Genomic DNA, 19,861 nt, shown 5'->3' on the forward strand with positions numbered 1-19,861 from the left:
CTCAGGTGCGACCACCGGTAAGAAGATGGGCGTTCCGCCCATTTTTTTTTGCTGAAACGGTTAGGCATCTCGGGTAGCGCTTCCTGCGCCGGCTAAGGCGCGCGCCCGCGGGTGAATCGCGAGCGGCGGGCGCGAACACCTGAGAGGGCACTGTGCAACTGACGGAACTGATAGAAACCACGGTCACCGGACTCGGCTACGAGCTGGTGGATCTCGAGCGCACCGGGCGCGGCATGCTTTGCATCTATATCGACCAGCCTGCCGGCATTTCGCTCGACGATTGCGAAAAGGTCACGCGTCAGCTCCAGCACGTCTTGACGGTCGAAAACATCGATTACGAACGGCTCGAAGTCTCGTCCCCGGGGCTCGACCGCCCGTTGAAGAAGCTGGCCGACTTCGAGCGCTTCGCTGGCAGCGAAGTCTCCGTGACCTTGAAAAAGCCGCTGGACGGGCGCAAGACGTACCGGGGCATTCTGCACGCGCCGAACGGCGAAACGATCGGTTTGGAATTTGAGAGGAACAAGGGCGAGGCAGCCATGCTGGATTTCACGCTGGCCGATATCGACAAAGCCCGCCTGATTCCGCAAGTTGACTTTAGGAGCCGCAAATAATGAGTCGCGAAGTGTTGATGCTGGTGGATGCGCTGGCGCGCGAGAAAAACGTCGACAAGGATGTCGTGCTGGGCGCCCTCGAGGCGGCGCTCGCATCGGCTTCCAAGAAGCTGTTCGACGAAGGCGCCGAGATCCGCGTCCATATCGATCGCGAAAGCGGCGAGCACGAAACCTTCCGTCGCTGGCTCGTCGTGCCCGACGAAGCGGGCCTGCAGGAGCCGGATCGCGAGATCCTGCTGTTCGAGGCGCGTGAGCAGAAGGGCGACGTCGAAGTCGGCGACTACATCGAGGAGTCGGTGCCGTCGATCGAGTTCGGCCGCATCGGCGCGCAGGCCGCCAAGCAGGTGATCCTGCAGAAGGTGCGCGACGCGGAGCGCGAGCAGATCCTGAACGACTACCTCGAGCGCGGCGAAAAGATCATGACGGGCACGGTGAAGCGCCTCGACAAGGGCAACTTCATCGTCGAATCGGGTCGCGTCGAAGCGCTGCTGCGCCGCGACCAGCTGATTCCGAAGGAAAACCTGCGCGTGGGCGACCGCGTGCGCGCGTACATCGCGAAGGTCGACCGCACCGCGCGCGGCCCGCAGATCGAGCTGTCGCGCACCGCGCCGGAATTCCTGATGAAGCTGTTCGAGATGGAAGTGCCGGAGATCGAGCAGGGCCTGCTCGAGATCAAGGCGGCCGCGCGCGACCCGGGCGTGCGCGCGAAGATCGGCGTCGTCGCGTACGACAAGCGGATCGATCCGATCGGCACCTGCGTCGGCATTCGCGGTTCGCGCGTGCAGGCGGTGCGCAACGAGCTCGGTGGCGAAAACATCGACATCGTGCTATGGTCGGAAGATCCCGCCCAATTCGTGATCGGCGCGCTCGCGCCGGCAGCCGTTCAGTCGATCGTCGTCGATGAAGAAAAGCACTCGATGGATGTCGTCGTCGACGAGAACGAACTGGCCGTCGCGATCGGCCGCAGCGGTCAGAACGTTCGCCTTGCCGGCGAGCTGACCGGCTGGCAGATCAACATCATGACGCCGGACGAGTCCGCCCAGAAGCAGGGCGAAGAGCGCGACCGGCTGCGTGCCCTGTTCATGGCGCGTCTCGACGTCGACGAAGAAGTTGCCGACATCCTGATCGACGAAGGCTTCACGAGCCTCGAAGAGATCGCTTACGTGCCGCTCAACGAAATGCTCGAGATCGAGGCGTTCGACGAGGATACCGTGCACGAGCTGCGCAACCGCGCGCGCGACGCGCTGCTGACGATGGCGATCGCCAACGAAGAAAAGGTCGAAAACGCGGCGCTGGACCTGAAGAGCCTCGACGGCATCACGCCGGAGCTGCTCTCGAAGCTGGCCGAACACGGTGTGGCCACGCGCGACGATCTCGCCGAGCTGGCAGTGGATGAACTGGTCGATATGACCGGGGTGGAAGAGGATGCCGCTAAGGCGTTGATCATGAAAGCACGTGAACATTGGTTCCAGTGAGAAATGACCATGGCGCACTGATTTGATGGCGGCCGTATGGCCTGACCCGATGCTAACCGCAAGGAATCGGTCCTTGCACTAAGAGGAATGAATGGCGAGTAACAACGTAGCCCAATTTGCCGCGGAACTGAAAATGCCTGCTGGTGTGCTGCTCGAACAGCTGCAGGCAGCGGGCGTCCAGAAAGCGAGTGAAGACGATGCGCTGTCCGAGGCGGACAAGGCGCGTCTGCTCGATCATTTGCGCAAGTCGCACGGCGCGACCGACGGCGACAAGCGCAAGATCACGCTGACCCGCAAGCATACGTCGGAGATCAAGCAGTCCGACGCGACGGGCAAGGCTCGCACCATTCAGGTCGAGGTCCGCAAGAAGCGCACGTTCGTCAAGCGTGACGACGTGGGCGATGTCGCGGACCAGGGTCACGCACAGGCCGCCGAAGCGGATGACGACGCGGAACTGAAGCGCCGCGAGGAAGAGGCGCGCCGCGAGGCCGAGCTGCTCGAGAAGCAGGCGCAGGAGCTGCGCGAGCGCCAGGAGCGCCTCGAGCGCGAGGAAGCGGAACGCCGCGCCCGCGAGGAAGCGGCCGAAGCGGAGCGTCGCCGCGCCGAGGAAGAGGCGGCGAAGCGCGCCGCAGCCGAAGCGGCGGCGAAGCAGGCTGCAGCCCAGCAGGCGGCAGCGGCCGAACAGGAAGCGCGCCCGCAGTCCTCGCAGGACGATGAGCGCGCGGCTGCCGAACGTGCGGCGCAGCGCGAAGCGGCGAAGAAGGCCGAGGATGCTGCACGCGAAGCGGCGGACAAGGCGCGCGCCGAGCAGGAAGAGATCAGCAAGCGCCGCGCGGCCGCCGAGGCGGAAGCGCGTGCGATCCGCGAGATGATGAACACGCCGCGCAAGGCCGTGGTCAAGGCTGTCGAGCCGCCGAAGCCGGCGGAGCCGGCCAAGCCGGCCGAAGCGAAGGGCACGCTGCACAAGCCGGCGAAGCCGGAAGGCGCGCAGGCGCGTCCGGCGGCGAAGAAGCCGGCCGGCGCAGCACCGGCGACGACGCAGGCGCCGGCCGGCGCGGGCGACCGCAACAAGAAGCCGGGCGCCGGCAAGGGCGGCTGGCAGGACGACGCCGCGAAGCGCCGCGGCATCAAGACGCGTGGCGACTCGAGCGGCGGCGTCGACCGCGGATGGCGCGGCGGCCCGAAGGGGCGCGGCCGTCACCAGGAAAGCGCATCGTCGTTCCAGGCGCCGACCGAGCCGATCGTCCGTGAAGTGCATGTGCCGGAAACCATCTCGGTGGCCGACCTTGCGCACAAGATGGCAATCAAGGCCTCCGAAGTCATCAAGGTGATGATGAAGATGGGCCAGATGGTCACGATCAACCAGGTGCTGGACCAGGAAACCGCGATGATCGTCGTCGAGGAACTGGGCCACCGCGCGGTTGCGGCGAAGCTGGACGATCCGGAAGCACTGCTCGTCGAAGGCGAGACCGGTACCGATGCAGAGCAACTGCCGCGTCCGCCGGTCGTCACCGTGATGGGTCATGTCGACCACGGCAAGACCTCGCTGCTCGACTACATCCGCCGCGCGAAGGTCGCAGCGGGCGAAGCGGGCGGCATTACGCAGCACATCGGCGCGTATCACGTCGAAACGCCGCGCGGTGTCGTCACGTTCCTGGATACCCCGGGTCACGAGGCGTTCACGGCAATGCGTGCGCGTGGTGCGAAGGCGACCGACATCGTCGTTCTGGTGGTGGCGGCCGACGACGGCGTGATGCCGCAGACGAAGGAAGCCATCTCGCACGCGAAGGCGGGCGGGGTGCCGATCGTCGTCGCGATCAACAAGATCGACAAGCCGGAAGCGAACCCGGACCGTGTGAAGCAGGAACTGGTCGCCGAAGGCGTCGTGCCGGAAGAATACGGCGGCGACTCGCCGTTCGTGCCGGTGTCGGCAAAGACGGGCACGGGCATCGACGATCTGCTCGAGAACGTGCTGCTGCAAGCCGAAGTGCTGGAGCTGAAGGCACCGGTCGAGGCGCCGGCCAAGGGCATCGTGATCGAAGCGAAGCTCGACAAGGGCAAGGGCCCGGTCGCAACGATGCTGGTGCAGTCCGGTACGCTGAACCGCGGCGACATCGTGCTCGCGGGCACCGCTTACGGCCGCGTTCGTGCGATGCTCGACGAGAACGGCAAGCCGACGAAGGAAGCCGGCCCGTCGATCCCGGTCGAGATCCAGGGTCTGTCGGAAGTGCCGGGCGCAGGCGAGGAAGTGATCGTGCTGCCGGACGAGCGCAAGGCGCGCGAAATCGCGCTGTTCCGTCAGGGCAAGTTCCGCGACGTCAAGCTGGCGAAGCAGCAGGCAGCGAAGCTGGAAAGCATGCTCGAGCAGATGGGCGAAGGCGAAGTGCAGAACCTGCCGCTCATCATCAAGGCCGACGTGCAGGGTTCGCAGGAAGCGCTCGTGCAGTCGCTGCTCAAGCTGTCGACCAGCGAAGTGCGCGTGCAGATCGTGCACAGCGCCGTGGGCGGCATCAGCGAAAGCGACGTCAACCTGGCGACGGCATCGAAGGCGGTCATCATCGGCTTCAACACGCGTGCGGATGCGCAGGCGCGCAAGCTCGCGGAAGCCAATGGCGTCGACATCCGCTACTACAACATCATCTACGACGCAGTGGATGAGGTGAAGGCGGCGATGTCGGGCATGCTGGCGCCGGAGAAGCGCGAAGTCGTGACCGGCATGGTCGAGGTGCGCCAGGTGTTCAAGGTGCCGAAGGTCGGTACGGTCGCGGGCTGTATGGTCACGGACGGTATCGTCAAGCGTTCGTCGTCGGTTCGCGTGCTGCGCAACAACGTCGTGATCTTCACCGGCGAACTCGAGTCGCTGAAGCGCTTCAAGGACGACGTGAAGGAAGTCAAGCAAGGCTTCGAGTGCGGCATGTCGGTGAAGAACTTCAACGACGTCATCGAAGGCGACCAGTTCGAAGTCTTCGAAGTGACCGAAGTCGCGCGTACGCTGTAAGCATCGCGCATCGGCTCATGGGCGGGGCAGGCGTGGGCCTGTCCCGCCCATTTTCATGGCGGCGCACCAAGGGTCGCCGCATTGTCCTGATAAACGCATCAGGGATCGATCATGTCCAGGAAACGTACTTCTCCCAATCGCAACGTGCAGATCGCCGACCAGATTCAGCGCGACCTGTCCGAACTCATCATGCGCGAGGTCAAGGACCCGCGCATCGGCATCGTGACCATCCAGAGCGTGGAACTCACGCCGGACTACGCGCACGCGAAGGTATACTTCACGGCGCTCACCGGCGATCCGGAAAAGACGCAAGAGGCGCTGAACCACGCGTCCGGTCACCTGCACAACCTGCTGTTCAAGCGCCTGCACATCCATACGGTGCCGACGCTGCATTTCCACTACGATCAGACGATCGAGAAGGCGGTGGAGATGTCGCGTCTGATCAAGGAAGCGAACTCGACGCGCGCGCTGGACGACGACGAAACCGGCGCGCCCGCCAAGGAAGATTGAGCTCGCCCGGCCTATGACGACTGCAGCATCCCAACGTCCGCGCGTGCCCCGGCGCGCGCTGGACGGCGTCCTTCTGCTCGACAAGCCGGTCGGGCTGTCGAGCAACGATGCCCTGATTCGCGCGAAGCGCCTCTATCTCGCGAAGAAGGCCGGCCACACCGGCACGCTCGATCCGCTGGCCTCGGGCCTGTTGCCGCTGTGCTTCGGCGAAGCGACGAAGTTCTCGCAGGATCTGCTCGAAGCCGACAAGACTTACGAGGCGACGATGCGCCTCGGCGTGCGCACCGCGACCGGCGATGCGGAAGGCGAGGTGCTCGACACGCGTCCCGTCGAATGCGACCGGGCGGCCGTGCAAGCGGCGCTCGAGCGCTTCACCGGCGAAATCGTGCAGGTGCCGCCGATGTACTCCGCGCTCAAGCGCGACGGCAAGCCGCTCTACGAATATGCGCGCGCCGGCCAGACGGTCGAGCGCGAAGGGCGCAACGTGACGATCCACCGGCTCGAACTGCTCGCGTGCGACCTGCCCGACGTGACGTTCCGCGTGACCTGCAGTAAGGGCACGTACGTGCGCACGCTCGCGGAAGATCTCGGCGAGGCGCTCGGCTGCGGCGCACACTTGACGATGCTGCGCCGCACCGGCGTCGGTGCGCTGACGCTCGACCATGCGGTAACGCTCGATGCGCTGTCCGATGCCGACGATGCCGCGCGCGACGCATGGCTCCAGCCGGTCGACGCGCTGCTGTCGACGTTTCCGATGGTGCGGCTCGACGACGCGTGCGCGAAGCGTTTCCTGCACGGCCAGCGCCTGAAGCTGTCGGAGATCGCGCGTATCGACGCGAGCGAAGGCGAGCGGGTGCGGGTCTACGACGCGACGCGGCTGCTTGGCGTGGCCCGCGCGGCGAACGGCGTGCTGGCGCCTGAACGGCTCGTCGTGACGGCGGCGTGAAGCCGCGCGGCGCGCCGGCATTGCCGGCGGCATGAAAAAAAGGCCCGGTCGTTGTCGACCGGGCCTTTTGTCTTGTGCGCCGGTGGGCGCTGCGTTCAGTGCGCCGCCGCCGCCGCCGCGCCGGCATCGCCGCCGCCCGCGCGCTCGGGTTTCGTGGTCCAGATCAGTGCGATCAGCAGCACGAAGATCGCGGCCGAGATGTAGAACAGGTCGTTCACGCCGAGCTGCGCGGCCTGCTGCGTGGCCATGTTGTTGATCAGGCCATGCGCCTGCTGCTGGGTCAGGCCGAGATTGCCCATCTGCGTGACGGCCTGGTTGAACACCGGGTTATAGGCATTCGCCTGCTCGACCAGCTGCGCGTGATGGAAGTTGTTCCGGTGATCCCACGCGGTCTGGAAGATCGACGTGCCGATCCCGCCGCACATGATCCGCACGAAGTTCGACAGGCCCGACGCCGCGGGAATGCGGTGGCCGGGCAGGCCGGACAGCGTGATCGACACGAGCGGGATGAAGAAGCCGGCCATCGCGATGCCCTGCACGAGCGTCGGCAGCGTCAGCGACCATTCGTCGACGCCGGTCGTGTAGCGGGAGCGCATCCAGAAGCACAGCGCAAAGGTCAGGAACGACGCCGTCGAGATATAGCGGGGATCGGTGCGCGGCAGGTACTTCCCGGTGAGCGGCGACAGCAGGATCGCGAACAGCCCGACCGGCGCCATCACGAGGCCGGCGTCGGTTGCGGTATAGCCGATCTGCGTCTGCAGCCACAGCGGCAGCAGCACGAGGTTGCCGAAGTACAGCCCGTACCCGATCGACAGCGCGACCGTGCCGCCGGTGAAGTTCCGTATGCGGAACAGCGACAGGTCGACGACCGGATGCTCGGCGGTGAGCTCCCAGACGACGAAGAACGCGAACGCGATGACGGCGGTCAGCGCGAGCGCGATGATGGTCGTCGACGCGAACCAGTCGAGATCCTTGCCCTTGTCGAGCATGATCTGCAGCGAGCCGACCCAGACGACCAGCAGGGCGAGGCCCACGCCGTCGATCGGCGCGCGGCGCACGACCGACTCGCGCTGGCGGTAGATCATCCACGTCGCGATCGCGGCGGCGATGCCGACCGGGATGTTGACGTAAAAGATCCAGGGCCATGAGTAGTTGTCCGAAATCCATCCGCCGAGAATCGGGCCGGCGACGGGGGCGATCAGCGTCGTCATCGCCCAGAGCGCGAGCGCCATCGGCGCCTTGGCGCGCGGGTAGCTCGCGAGCAGCAGCGCTTGCGACAGCGGAATCATCGGGCCCGCGACGGCGCCCTGGATTACGCGCGACACGAGCAGGAACGGCAGTGTCGGCGAGAGTCCGCACATCCACGACGAAATGACGAACAGGATGATCGACGCGAGGAACAGGCGAACCTGTCCGAAGCGATCGGTGAGCCAGCCCGTCAGCGGCACGGAGATCGCGTTCGCGACCGCGAACGACGTGATGACCCATGTGCCCTGGTCGGACGACACGCCGAGATCGCCCGAGATGGTCGGGATCGCGACGTTCGCGATCGACGTGTCGAGCACGTTCATGAACACGGCGAGCGACACCGCGATCGTCCCGATCACGAGCTGCCCGCCCTGCAAGGGCGGGTGAGAGACAGGAGGCTGTGCCATGTCGATGGTCTTCCGGGAACGGAACGGATTACATCATCTTCGCGATGCTGCTTTGCTTCGCCGCGGCCGGCGCCGGGGTCGACGCGTTGCCGCCCGCGTTCTCCGCAACGATGCGCGCGATTTCGGCGTTGGCTTCGTCGCCGTACTTCGCGAACACGTCGGTCTGGTAAACCGTGTTCTGCACGTTGCCGAGCTGGTTGCCGCTCTCGTCCTTGATGTTGACGTCGACCTGCATCGACAGGCCGATGCGCAGCGGGTGCTTTTCGAGATCCTTCGAGTCGAGTTCGATTCGCACCGGCAGGCGCTGCACGACCTTGATCCAGTTGCCGGTCGCGTTCTGCGCGGGCAGCAGCGAGAACGCGGAGCCGGTGCCGGCCGAGAAGCCGACGACCTTGCCGTGATAGACGACCGACGAGCCGTAGATGTCGGCCGTCAGCTCGACCGGCTGGCCGATGCGCATGTGGTTGAGCTGCACTTCCTTGAAGTTCGCGTCGACCCATACCGCGTTCAGCGGCACGACCGACATCAGCGGCGTGCCCGGCGATACGCGCTGGCCGACCTGCACCGAGCGCTTCGCGACGTAGCCGGTGACGGGCGCGGGCAGCGTGTTGCGCGCGTTGGCGAGATACGCGTCGCGGACCTTCGCGGCCGCGGCGAGCACGTTCGGGTGCGACGCGATCGTCGTGTTCGCGGTCAGCGCGCGGTTCGACGCGAGCTGCTGCTGCGCGGTGTCGAGCGACGCCTGTGCGCCCTTTACGGCGTCACGCGCATGCGAGATCTCTTCCTGCGACACGGCGCCGGTCTGCGCGACTGCAAGGCGGCGGCGCAGGTCGTCCTCGGCGCGCGACAGGTCCGACTGGCGCAGCGCAACCTGCGCACGGTACTGGTCGTCGTTGACGAACAGGCCGCGCACCTGGCGCACCGTCTGCGCGAGGTTCGCTTCGGCCTGCTGCAGCGCGACCTGCGAATCGGCCGGGTCGAGCACCACGAGCGAATCGCCGGCCTTGACGGTCTGCGTGTCGTCGGCCTTCACCGCGATCACGGTGCCCGTGACCTGCGGCGTGATCTGCACGACGTTGCCGTTCACGTAGGCGTCGTCGGTCGATTCGTGGAAGCGCGCGACGAGGAAGTAGTACAGCCCGTAGGCAATGGCCGCGATCACGATGACCGCGACGAGCAGCGTCATCATCCGCTTGCGCTTGCCGTTACTCTGCGCCTGGGCGCTGGCGGCGTTCTGTTGAGGGTCGCTCATGGCGATTTTCTCCGTCCGTTGTTTCGAGTGTCTGCGTAGTGGTCGTGCCGATTCAGTTCGCGGCCTGTTGCGCGGCCTTGGCCTGCGCGGTGCGCTGTTCGGCATCGGGTGCGGCGAGGCGGGTGCCGGTGGCGTCGAAGCCGCCGCCGAGCGCCTTGATCAGCGCGAGCTGCATGTCGCGCCGCCGCATCTTCAGGTTGGTCACGGTCTGTTCCGATGCGAGGCGGTTGCTGTCCGCGTTCAGCACCTGCAGTTGCGGCGACAGGCCGGCCTTGTAGCGGATCACCGCGAGGTCGTATGCCTTCGTCGACGCGTCGAGCGCCCGCTGCGCGTCGTCCATCTGCCGGTCGATCGCGCGGATCGACGAAACCTGCGTCGCGACGTCGTTCAGTGCACTGATCAGTGTCTGGTTGTAGTTCGCGACCGACAGGTCGAAGTCCGCATAGCGGCCCTTGAGCTGCGCGCGCAGCGCGCCGCCGTCGAAGATCGGCAGGTGGACCGCGGGGCTGAACTGCGCCTGGCGGCTCGCGAAGTTCAGGAATTTGCCCCAGCCGAACGCATCGAAGCCGAAGCCCGCCGCGAGGTTCACGTCGGGGTAGAACTCGGCTTTCGCTTCCTTCACGTCGTGCATCGCGGCTTCGACCTGCCAGCGCGCGGCGACGATGTCGGGGCGCCGCGACACGAGGTCGGCCGGCAGATTGTCGGGCAGCGCGACGGCGCCGCCCGGATTCAGCACCGGCGCGGCGATCTGCAGGCCGCGGTCCGGCCCCTTGCCGAGCAGGGCGGCAAGCTGGTAGCGCACGCTCGTGATCTGGCCGTCGAGGTCGGACAGCGACGCCTGGGTCGTCGCGATGTTGCCGCGCGCGGTCTGCCGTTCGACGTTGGTGTCGAGGCCGGCGGTCACCCGGCCGTCGGTGATCTTGCCGACCGTCTGGCGGTTGACGATCTCGCGCTGCGCGATGTCGCGCAGCGCATAGAGCTGCGCGAGCGAATTGTAGGTGCGGGCGATCGACGACGCGAGCGTGATGCGCGCCTGCTGCATGTCGGCCTCGGCGGCCTTTTCCTGCGACACGGCGGTGTGCAGGCGCTCGCGGTTCTTGCCCCACAAGTCGAGATCCCACGACGCGCTCGCGAGCGCGTTGTTCTCGCTGTACCACTGGCCGCCCAGCGGCGGCGGGAAGAGTGCGTTGCTCGAATACAGCTGGCGGTTCCACGAATAGCTGCCTTCGACCTTCGGCAGCAGCGTCGAGCGCGACGACTCGATGTACGACGACGCCTTCGCGATCCGCGCCTGCGCCTGCGCGATCGACGGATTGTCGGCGAGCGCCTCGTCGATAAGCTTCGGCAACTGCGGGTCGCCGAACCCGGTGGCCCAGTCGAGCGACGGCCACTTGCCGCCCTGGGCGGGCAGGCTCTGCGCGGTTTCGAACTGCGACGCCGGGGCGATCTGCTTGTCGCTCTTGATGCCGAAGTAGTTCGCACAGCCCGTCAGCGCCAGCGCGGCGACCGCGACGGCGATGGCGGACCGGTACGAGACGGCGCGCACGGATAACGGAGAGGATTTCATCGCGCTGATCCCTGACTCGGAATGAATAATGGCCACTGCAAGGATTTCCTTACATTAATCTGTCAAAGATGATTGTTGTTGCAATTATTGTGGCGTGCTGCCGCCGGTCGTCTCGCACGCGTTGCCGAGAATGCGGCGCAGCATGCTTTTCAGGAAGCCGACTTCCTCCGGCGTGAAGCCGTCCAGCAGCTGGTCGAGCACGCTGCGGAAGATGGCCGGCAGGCGTTCGGCGAGCGCACGCCCTTCGTCGGTCAGTTCGAGCCGCACGACGCGCCGGTCCTCGATGCTGCGCACGCGCGACAGCAGGCCGCGCTTCTCGACGCGGTCGAGCAGGCGCGTCACCGCGCTCGCGTCGATCCCGTATTCGCGGGCGAGTTCGGCGGCCGTCGAGCATTTGCCGACCGCGATCATGAACAGCATGCTGGCCTGCGTGCCGGTGATGCCGAGTTCGCCTTGCGTGCGCTGCGTGACGAGGTTGGTCATCAGCGATTTCACACGCGACATCAGATAGCCGACGCTATCGTTCACCTGATAGGTCGAAAGCGATACGGACTGCGGCTGGGAAGAGGAAGGATCCGACATAAAACCGTGAAACTGCAATAGTTGACTAGGCAGTAGTGTAGGCGCAAATGCTTGCTTCGACAAATGTTAATCGAACGGCTTTGGGTATGCAGGGCGCCGCCCAATGCCCTACGGAAAAGAGGGTTTTTGCCGGAGGGGTGGAAGCCGGGCGGGGCGGGCGCCCGGCGCATTGGCGGACTGGGATCGCGGTCCGGTTTGTTGCGGTGCAGTGCGCGGACCGTTCGCGTCATTCGCGCGTGCTATAATTTATGGTTTCCAAGCTGTGCATCGCGCACGCACGTGACAAACGGGCGTGCGCACTTGCGCACCCAATCGATTTCCAGGTTTCTATGACCCGCGCCCTTCGCAACATCGCCATCATCGCCCACGTCGACCACGGCAAGACAACGCTCGTCGACCAACTGCTTCGCCAGTCCGGCATCTTCCGCGAGAACCAGCAAGTCGCCGAGCGGGTGATGGACTCGAACGACATCGAAAAGGAGCGCGGGATCACGATTCTCGCGAAGAACTGCGCGGTCGAATACGAAGGCACGCACATCAACATCGTCGACACCCCGGGACACGCGGACTTCGGCGGTGAGGTAGAGCGCGTGCTGTCGATGGTCGACTCGGTGCTGCTGCTGGTCGACGCAGTCGAGGGCCCGATGCCGCAGACGCGCTTCGTGACGAAGAAGGCGCTCGCGCTCGGTCTGAAGCCGATCGTCGTGATCAACAAGGTCGACCGCCCGGGCGCGCGCATCGACTGGGTCATCAACCAGACCTTCGACCTGTTCGACAAGCTCGGTGCAACCGAGGAGCAGCTCGACTTCCCGATCGTCTACGCATCGGGCCTGAACGGCTACGCGTCGCTCGATCCGGCCACGCGCGAAGGCGACATGCGCCCGCTGTTCGAGGCGATCCTCGAGCACGTGCCGGTCCGCCCGGCTGACCCGGAAGCGCCGCTGCAGCTGCAGATCACGTCGCTCGACTATTCGACGTACGTCGGCCGGATCGGCGTCGGCCGCATCACGCGCGGCCGCATCAAGCCGGGCCAGCCGGTCGTGATGCGCTTCGGCCCGGAAGGCGACGTGCTGAACCGCAAGATCAACCAGGTGCTGTCGTTCAAGGGTCTGGAGCGCGTGCAGGTCGAGTCGGCCGAAGCGGGCGACATCGTGCTGATCAACGGCATCGAAGACGTCGGCATCGGCGCGACGATCTGCGCGGTGGACACGCCGGAAGCGCTGCCGATGATCACCGTCGACGAGCCGACGCTGACGATGAACTTCCTCGTCAACTCGTCGCCGCTCGCGGGCCGTGAAGGCAAGTTCGTGACGAGCCGCCAGATCCGCGACCGCCTGATGAAGGAACTGAACCACAACGTCGCGCTGCGCGTGCGCGACACGGGCGACGAGACGGTGTTCGAAGTGTCGGGCCGCGGCGAACTGCACCTGACGATCCTGGTCGAGAACATGCGCCGCGAAGGCTACGAGATGGCGGTGTCGCGTCCGCGCGTCGTGATGCAGGAAGTTGACGGCGTGAAGCACGAGCCGTACGAACTGCTGACGGTCGACCTCGAGGACGAACACCAGGGCGGCGTGATGGAAGAGCTCGGTCGCCGCAAGGGCGAGATGCTCGACATGGCGTCGGACGGCCGCGGCCGCACGCGTCTGGAATACAAGATTCCGGCGCGCGGCCTGATCGGTTTCCAGAGCGAGTTCCTGACGCTCACGCGCGGCACGGGCCTGATGAGCCACATCTTCGACTCGTACGCGCCGGTCAAGGACGGCTCGGTCGGCGAGCGTCGCAACGGCGTGCTGATCTCGCAGGACGACGGCGCAGCGGTGGCATACGCGCTGTGGAAGCTGCAGGATCGCGGCCGCATGTTCGTGAAGCCGGGCGACGCGCTCTATGAGGGCATGATCATCGGCATTCACAGCCGCGACAACGACCTCGTCGTGAACCCGATCAAGGGCAAGCAGCTCACCAACGTGCGCGCGTCGGGCACCGACGAAGCCGTGCGTCTCGTGCCGCCGATCCAGATGTCGCTCGAATACGCGGTCGAGTTCATCGACGACGACGAACTGGTCGAAGTGACGCCGCAGTCGATCCGCCTGCGCAAGCGTCACCTGAAGGAGCACGAGCGTCGCCGCGCAAGCCGCGAAGCCGCGATCGACTGAGTGCGCCGGAGCGACTCCGGGCAACACGAAAAAAGCCGCCTCCGGGCGGCTTTTTCGCATCCGCGCGGCGTGCAGGCGCGCGGCCTGCAAAACAATGTTTCAGCGGCATGTGGCAATCCGGCGAAACCCCGCCACACGGTGCTTTCAGGCACATTTCCGCGTGAACTCTGGTAACGGTTCTGTGATATGCTGCGCGCACGCAAGTTTTAGGTCCTTCCAAGCAAGACTTGATTCGCAATCCGCTAAACGGTCAGGCCGTGTCGCGGAAGGTTGAGCAACCCGCTATTTCTCGAGAAGCTCGAAGAAAGGTGAGCGTAAAATGTCAGATGTAATGAAGCAGTTTCAGCTGAACTCGTATCTGTTCGGCGGCAATGCTTCGTACGTTGAAGAACTGTACGATGCATACCTCAACAATCCGGCGTCAGTGCCGGAGAACTGGCGAGAGTATTTCGACGCGCTGCAGAATGTGCCTGCAACGGACGGTTCGAATGCCAATGACGTCGCGCATTTCCCGATCGTCGAATCGTTCGCCGAGCGTGCAAAGGCCAATGCCTTCATCCCGCGCGAAAGCGGCACCAATCTGGCTGCGGCGCGCAAGCAAGTTCACGTCCAGTCCCTCATCAGCGCATATCGCTTCCTTGGTTCGCAATGGGCCAATCTGGATCCCCTGAAGCGTCGCGAACGTCCCGCCATTCCCGAACTCGAACCCGCGTTCTACGACTTCTCCGAAGGCGACCTGGACCAGACGTACAGCGCCAGCAACCTGTATTTCGGTTTCGACCAGGCTTCGCTGCGCGACATCGTCAAGGGGCTGCGCGACACGTACTGCGGCACGATCGGCGCCGAGTACATGTACATCAGCGATCCCGAGCAGAAGCGCTGGTGGCAGGAGCGCCTGGAATCGACCCGCGCGACGCCGAATTTCACGGTCGACAAGAAGAAGCACATCCTGAACCGCCTGACGGCCGCTGAAGGCCTCGAGCGCTACCTGCACACCAAGTACGTCGGCCAGAAGCGCTTCTCGCTGGAAGGCGGCGAAAGCTTCATCGCGGCGATGGACGAAGTCGTCCAGCACTCGGGCAAGCGCGGCGTGCAGGAAATCATCATCGGCATGGCCCACCGCGGCCGCCTGAACGTGCTCGTCAACACGCTCGGCAAGATGCCGGCCGACCTGTTCGCCGAATTCGAAGGCAAGCACGTCGATGACCTGCCGGCCGGCGACGTGAAGTACCACAAGGGCTTCTCGTCGGACGTGTCGACGGAAGGCGGCCCGGTCCACCTGTCGCTCGCGTTCAACCCGTCGCACCTCGAAATCGTGAACCCGGTGGTCGAGGGCTCGGCGAAGGCGCGGATGGATCGTCGCGGCGACGAAGACGGCCTGCAGGTGCTGCCGGTGCAGATCCACGGTGACGCGGCCTTCGCAGGCCAGGGCGTCGTGATGGAAACGCTGAACCTCGCGCAGACGCGCGGCTACGGCACGCACGGCACGCTGCACATCGTCATCAACAACCAGATCGGCTTCACGACGTCCGACCCGCGCGACGCGCGCTCGACGCTGTACTGTACCGACGTCGTCAAGATGATCGAGGCGCCGGTGCTGCACGTGAACGGCGACGATCCGGAAGCCGTGATCCTCGCGACGCAGATCGCGATCGACTACCGGATGCAGTTCCACAAGGATGTCGTGATCGACATCGTCTGCTTCCGCAAGCTGGGTCACAACGAGCAGGACACGCCGGCGGTCACGCAGCCGCTGATGTACAAGAAGATCGCGCAGCACCCGGGCACCCGTGCGCTGTACGCCGAGAAGCTCGTGCAGCAGGGCGTGATCAATGCGGAAGACGCCGACGGCTTCGTGAAGGCGTACCGCAAGGCGATGGACGACGGACACCACACGGTCGATCCGGTCCTGTCGAACTACAAGAGCAAGTACGCGGTCGACTGGGTGCCGTTCCTGAATCGCAAGTGGACGGACGCAGCCGACACGGCGGTGCCGCTCGCCGAGCTGAAGCGTCTCGGCGAACGCATCACGACGGTGCCGGAAAACTTCAAGGTCCACCCGCTCGTCGAGCGCGTGATCAACGACCGCCGCAACATGGCGCGCGGCGACCAGCCGCTCGACTGGGGCATGGCCGAGCACCTCGCGTTCGCGTCGCTCGTCGCGTCGGGCTACTCGGTGCGCCTGACCGGCCAGGACTCGGGCCGCGGCACGTTCACGCACCGTCACGCGGTGCTGCACGACCAGAACCGCGAGCGCTGGAACGACGGCACGTACGTGCCGCTGCAGAACATCGCCGACAACCAGGCGAAGTTCACGGTGATCGACTCGGTGCTGTCGGAAGAGGCGGTGCTGGGCTTCGAATACGGCTACTCGACCGCCGAGCCGAACACGCTCGTGCTGTGGGAAGCGCAGTTCGGCGACTTCGTCAACGGCGCGCAAGTCGTGATCGACCAGTTCATCTCGTCCGGCGAAGTGAAGTGGGGCCGCGTGTCGGGCCTGACGATGCTGCTGCCGCACGGCTATGAAGGCCAGGGCCCGGAGCACTCGTCGACCCGTATCGAGCGTTTCCTGCAACTGTGCGCGGACCACAACATGCAAGTGGTCCAGCCGACGACGCCGGCGCAGATCTTCCACCTGCTGCGCCGCCAGATGATCCGCCTGTTCCGCAAGCCGCTGATCGTCGCGACGCCGAAGTCGCTGCTGCGTCACAAGGAAGCCGTGTCGGACCTGTCGGAACTGGCGAAGGGCTCGTTCCAGCCGGTGCTCGGCGAAACCGACGGCGGCATCGACGCGAAGAAGGTCAAGCGCGTGCTGGCCTGCTCGGGCCGCGTGTACTTCGACCTCGTCGCGCATCGCCGCGAAACGAAGGCGAACGACGTTGCGATCATCCGTATCGAACAGCTGTATCCGTTCGCGCACAAGCAGTTCGAAGCTGAACTGAAGAAGTACGAGAACGCGACCGAAGTGGTCTGGGTGCAGGACGAGCCGCAAAACCAGGGCCCGTGGTTCTACGTCGAACACCACCTGAAGGAAGGCATGAAGGAAGGGCAGAAGCTGGCATACAGCGGCCGTCCGGCTTCGGCCTCGCCGGCGGTCGGCTACTACGCGAAGCACTACGAGCAGCAGAAGGCCCTCATCGAAGGTGCTTTCGGCCGCCTGAAGAGCGCATCGATCGCGAAATAACCGACGTCAAGCGAAACGGGAAGGCGCGCAGCGCTTTCCCGAATCTTTTGGCCCGCAGGACGCGCATCGCGCCGCATCGGCCTGAAGAATCGCCAGCTCGTCATTACCCAGATTAAGCATCCAGGAAAATCACATGGCTATCGTAGAAGTCAAGGTCCCCCAGCTTTCGGAGTCGGTTTCGGAAGCCACCATGCTGCAGTGGAAGAAGAAGCCCGGCGAAGCCGTCGCGCAGGACGAAATCCTGATCGAACTCGAGACCGACAAGGTCGTGCTCGAAGTGCCGGCGCCGGCCGCCGGCGTGCTCGCACAAGTGCTGCAGAACGACGGTGACACGGTGGTCGCCGACCAGGTGATCGCGACGATCGACACCGAAGCGAAGGCAGGCGCGGCCGAAGCAGCGGCAGGCGCTACCGAAGTCAAGCCGGCAGCCGCTCCCGCTGCTGCCGCACCGGCCGCCCAGCCGGCCGCCGCCGCGACGGCGTCGAGCACGGCGGCTGCATCGCCGGCCGCGTCGAAGCTGCTGGCCGAGAAGGGCCTCGCCGCAGGCGACGTCGCCGGCTCGGGCCGCGACGGCCGCATCACGAAGGGCGACGTGCTGTCCGCCGGCGCGCCGAAGGCCGCACCGGCCGCCGCACCGGCGAAGACCGCCGCGGCGAAGGCGTCGCTGCCGGACGTGAAGGTGCCGGCGTCGGCAACGACGTGGCTGAACGACCGTCCGGAGCAGCGCGTACCGATGTCGCGCCTGCGTGCGCGTATCGCCGAGCGTCTGCTCGAGTCGCAGCAGACCAACGCGATCCTGACGACGTTCAACGAAGTCAACATGGCTCCGGTCATGGAGCTGCGCAACAAGTACAAGGACAAGTTCGAGAAGGAACACGGCGTGAAGCTCGGCTTCATGTCGTTCTTCGTGAAGGCGGCAGTCCACGCGCTGAAGAAGTTCCCGCTCGTGAACGCGTCGATCGACGGTAACGACATCGTCTATCACGGCTACTTCGACATCGGTATCGCCGTCGGCTCGCCGCGCGGTCTCGTGGTGCCGATCCTGCGCAATGCCGACCAGATGAGCCTCGCCGACATCGAAAAGAAGATCGCGGAATTCGGCCAGAAGGCGAAGGACGGCAAGCTGTCGATCGAGGAAATGACGGGCGGTACGTTCTCGATCTCGAACGGCGGCGTGTTCGGCTCGATGCTGTCGACCCCGATCATCAACCCGCCGCAATCGGCAATCCTCGGCGTGCACGCAACGAAGGAGCGTCCGGTCGTCGAGAACGGCCAGATCGTGATCCGTCCGATCAACTATCTGGCGCTGTCGTACGACCACCGGATCATCGACGGCCGCGAAGCGGTGCTGTCGCTCGTCGCGATGAAGGATGCGCTCGAGGATCCGGCACGCCTGCTGCTCGACCTGTAAGCCACGCCACCTGCATTGACCCGCTCCGCACGGGCGCGCGATCTCGCGCGCCCGTGCGCACGCACAAGAAGAAAGGATTGCCATGTCCAAGGAATTTGACGTCGTCGTGATCGGCGCCGGCCCCGGCGGCTACATCGCCGCGATCCGCGCCGCTCAACTGGGCAAGACCGTTGCCTGTATCGAAAAGTGGAAGAACCCGGCCGGCGCGCTGAAGCTCGGCGGCACCTGCCTGAACGTGGGCTGCATCCCGTCGAAGGCGCTGCTTGCGTCGTCGGAAGAGTTCGAGAACGCGTCGCACCACCTCGCCGACCACGGCATCAGCGTCGACGGCGTGAAGATCGACCTCGCGAAGATGCTCGGCCGCAAGGACGGGATCGTCGAGAAGATGACGTCCGGTATCGAGTTCCTGTTCAAGAAGAACAAGATCACGTGGCTGAAGGGCCACGGCAAGTTCACCGGCAAGACCGATGCCGGCGTGCAGATCGAAGTGAGCGGCGAGGGCGAAACCGAAGTCGTCACCGCGAAGAACGTGATCATCGCGACGGGCTCGAAGGCACGTCACCTGCCGGGCATCCCGGTCGACAACAAGATCGTTTCGGACAACGAAGGCGCGCTGACGTTCGACTCGGTGCCGAAGAAGCTCGCCGTGATCGGCGCGGGCGTGATCGGCCTCGAGCTCGGCTCGGTGTGGCGCCGCCTCGGCGCCGAAGTGACGGTGCTCGAAGCGCTGCCGGCGTTCCTCGGCGCGGCTGACGAAGCGCTCGCGAAGGAAGCCGCGAAGCTGTTCAAGAAGCAGGGCCTCGACATTCACCTCAGCGTGAAGATCGGCGACGTGAAGGCGACGCCGGACGGCGTGTCGATCGCGTACACGGACAAGGACGGCAACGCACAGACGCTCGACGCCGACCGCCTGATCGTGTCGGTCGGCCGCGTGCCGAACACCGACAACCTCGGCCTCGAGGCGATCGGCCTGAAGGCGAACGAGCGCGGCTTCATCGACGTGGACGACCACTGCCGCACGGCGGTGCCGAACGTCTACGCGATCGGCGACGTGGTGCGCGGCCCGATGCTCGCGCACAAGGCGGAAGACGAAGGCGTGCTGGTCGCGGAAGTGATCGACGGCCAGAAGCCGCACATCGACTACAACTGCATTCCGTGGGTGATCTACACGTACCCGGAAATCGCATGGGTCGGCAAGACGGAGCAGCAGCTGAAGGCGGAAGGCCGCGAGATCAAGAGCGGCAAGTTCCCGTTCTCGATCAACGGCCGCGCGCTCGGCATGAACGCGCCGGACGGCTTCGTGAAGATGATCGCGGACGCGAAGACCGACGAGCTGCTCGGCGTGCACGTGATCGCGGCGAACGCGTCGGACCTGATCGCGGAAGCCGTGGTGGCGATGGAGTTCAAGGCGGCGTCGGAAGACATCGCCCGCATCTGCCATCCGCACCCGTCGATGTCGGAAGTGATGCGCGAAGCGGCGCTCGCCGTCGACAAGCGCTCGCTGAACAGCTAAG

Annotated in this window: 13 protein-coding genes; 9 read left to right on the forward strand and 4 right to left on the reverse strand. The window is 65.3% G+C overall.

All coding sequences use genetic code 11. The features are described from left to right. Positions 1-152: 152 nt before the first annotated feature. The 5 genes from rimP (at position 153) to truB (ending at position 6,540) form a co-directional block, all read left to right on the forward strand. Positions 153-611 (forward strand): ribosome maturation factor RimP, encoded by a 459-nt coding sequence (rimP, locus tag HWX31_RS07470; RefSeq protein WP_011884583.1) that lies wholly within the window; start codon positions 153-155, stop codon positions 609-611. Then, complete coding sequence (nusA, locus tag HWX31_RS07475) at positions 611-2,086, forward strand: transcription termination factor NusA (RefSeq protein ID WP_059617169.1); 1,476 nt, start codon at positions 611-613, stop codon at positions 2,084-2,086. Before rimP ends, nusA begins: the two co-directional genes overlap by 1 nt. A gap of 91 nt (positions 2,087-2,177) precedes the next feature. After that, a complete protein-coding gene (gene infB / locus HWX31_RS07480) occupies positions 2,178-5,084 on the forward strand; it encodes a translation initiation factor IF-2 (RefSeq protein WP_174965626.1) in 2,907 nt (968 codons plus the stop codon). Positions 5,085-5,195: 111 nt separating this feature from the next. Further along, positions 5,196-5,594, forward strand: a complete 399-nt coding sequence (gene rbfA, locus HWX31_RS07485) for a 30S ribosome-binding factor RbfA (protein ID WP_045566223.1) — start codon at positions 5,196-5,198, stop codon at positions 5,592-5,594. A 13-nt stretch (positions 5,595-5,607) separates the two neighbouring features. Next, positions 5,608-6,540, forward strand: coding sequence for a tRNA pseudouridine(55) synthase TruB (truB, locus tag HWX31_RS07490; RefSeq protein WP_042583816.1), 933 nt, complete (start codon positions 5,608-5,610; stop codon positions 6,538-6,540). Positions 6,541-6,635: 95 nt separating this feature from the next. Here truB and HWX31_RS07495 read toward each other — a convergent pair whose 3' ends face one another. The 4 genes from HWX31_RS07495 to HWX31_RS07510 all read right to left on the reverse strand — a co-directional run bounded on the left by HWX31_RS07495 (position 6,636) and on the right by HWX31_RS07510 (position 11,596). Continuing rightward, entirely contained in the window at positions 6,636-8,195 is a 1,560-nt protein-coding gene (locus HWX31_RS07495) for a DHA2 family efflux MFS transporter permease subunit (protein ID WP_174965627.1), read from the reverse strand. A gap of 28 nt (positions 8,196-8,223) precedes the next feature. Further along, a complete protein-coding gene (locus tag HWX31_RS07500; protein ID WP_174965628.1) occupies positions 8,224-9,447 on the reverse strand; it encodes an HlyD/EmrA/EmrK family protein in 1,224 nt (407 codons plus the stop codon). 52 nt (positions 9,448-9,499) lie between these two features. Then, the gene (locus tag HWX31_RS07505) at positions 9,500-11,014 is read right to left on the reverse strand and encodes an efflux transporter outer membrane subunit (RefSeq protein ID WP_174965629.1); all 1,515 of its coding nucleotides are present in this window, start codon (positions 11,012-11,014) and stop codon (positions 9,500-9,502) included. An 84-nt stretch (positions 11,015-11,098) separates the two neighbouring features. After that, on the reverse strand, positions 11,099-11,596 hold the full coding sequence (locus tag HWX31_RS07510) for a MarR family winged helix-turn-helix transcriptional regulator (protein WP_059478601.1): 498 nt from the start codon (positions 11,594-11,596) through the stop codon (positions 11,099-11,101). A gap of 329 nt (positions 11,597-11,925) precedes the next feature. Here HWX31_RS07510 and typA point away from each other — a divergent pair, with 329 nt between their 5' ends. From typA to lpdA, 4 genes are all read left to right on the forward strand, one after another. Next, the gene (gene typA, locus HWX31_RS07515) at positions 11,926-13,752 is read left to right on the forward strand and encodes a translational GTPase TypA (protein WP_175933889.1); all 1,827 of its coding nucleotides are present in this window, start codon (positions 11,926-11,928) and stop codon (positions 13,750-13,752) included. A gap of 319 nt (positions 13,753-14,071) precedes the next feature. Beyond that, on the forward strand, positions 14,072-16,936 hold the full coding sequence (locus tag HWX31_RS07520) for a 2-oxoglutarate dehydrogenase E1 component (RefSeq protein WP_174965631.1): 2,865 nt from the start codon (positions 14,072-14,074) through the stop codon (positions 16,934-16,936). Between the two features lie 133 nt (positions 16,937-17,069). Then, complete coding sequence (odhB, locus tag HWX31_RS07525) at positions 17,070-18,347, forward strand: 2-oxoglutarate dehydrogenase complex dihydrolipoyllysine-residue succinyltransferase (RefSeq protein ID WP_010092529.1); 1,278 nt, start codon at positions 17,070-17,072, stop codon at positions 18,345-18,347. Positions 18,348-18,429: 82 nt separating this feature from the next. Next, on the forward strand, positions 18,430-19,860 hold the full coding sequence (lpdA, locus tag HWX31_RS07530; RefSeq protein WP_174965632.1) for a dihydrolipoyl dehydrogenase: 1,431 nt from the start codon (positions 18,430-18,432) through the stop codon (positions 19,858-19,860). Position 19,861 lies beyond the last annotated feature (1 nt).

The sequence above is a fragment of the Burkholderia ubonensis genome (assembly GCF_902833085.1).
GTDB classification, from domain to species: domain Bacteria; phylum Pseudomonadota; class Gammaproteobacteria; order Burkholderiales; family Burkholderiaceae; genus Burkholderia; species Burkholderia ubonensis.

Bases quoted from the DNA above. Each gene is read 5' to 3' on its own strand.
- nusA (WP_059617169.1), top strand. From the start codon at position 611: ATGAGTCGCGAAGTGTTGATGCTGGTGGATGCGCTGGCGCGCGAGAAA.
- infB (WP_174965626.1), top strand. From the start codon at position 2,178: ATGGCGAGTAACAACGTAGCCCAATTTGCCGCGGAACTGAAAATGCCT.
- rbfA (WP_045566223.1), top strand. From the start codon at position 5,196: ATGTCCAGGAAACGTACTTCTCCCAATCGCAACGTGCAGATCGCCGAC.
- truB (WP_042583816.1), top strand. From the start codon at position 5,608: ATGACGACTGCAGCATCCCAACGTCCGCGCGTGCCCCGGCGCGCGCTG.
- HWX31_RS07495 (WP_174965627.1), bottom strand. From the start codon at position 8,195: ATGGCACAGCCTCCTGTCTCTCACCCGCCCTTGCAGGGCGGGCAGCTC.
- HWX31_RS07500 (WP_174965628.1), bottom strand. From the start codon at position 9,447: ATGAGCGACCCTCAACAGAACGCCGCCAGCGCCCAGGCGCAGAGTAAC.
- HWX31_RS07505 (WP_174965629.1), bottom strand. From the start codon at position 11,014: ATGAAATCCTCTCCGTTATCCGTGCGCGCCGTCTCGTACCGGTCCGCC.
- HWX31_RS07510 (WP_059478601.1), bottom strand. From the start codon at position 11,596: ATGTCGGATCCTTCCTCTTCCCAGCCGCAGTCCGTATCGCTTTCGACC.
- typA (WP_175933889.1), top strand. From the start codon at position 11,926: ATGACCCGCGCCCTTCGCAACATCGCCATCATCGCCCACGTCGACCAC.
- HWX31_RS07520 (WP_174965631.1), top strand. From the start codon at position 14,072: ATGTCAGATGTAATGAAGCAGTTTCAGCTGAACTCGTATCTGTTCGGC.
- odhB (WP_010092529.1), top strand. From the start codon at position 17,070: ATGGCTATCGTAGAAGTCAAGGTCCCCCAGCTTTCGGAGTCGGTTTCG.
- lpdA (WP_174965632.1), top strand. From the start codon at position 18,430: ATGTCCAAGGAATTTGACGTCGTCGTGATCGGCGCCGGCCCCGGCGGC.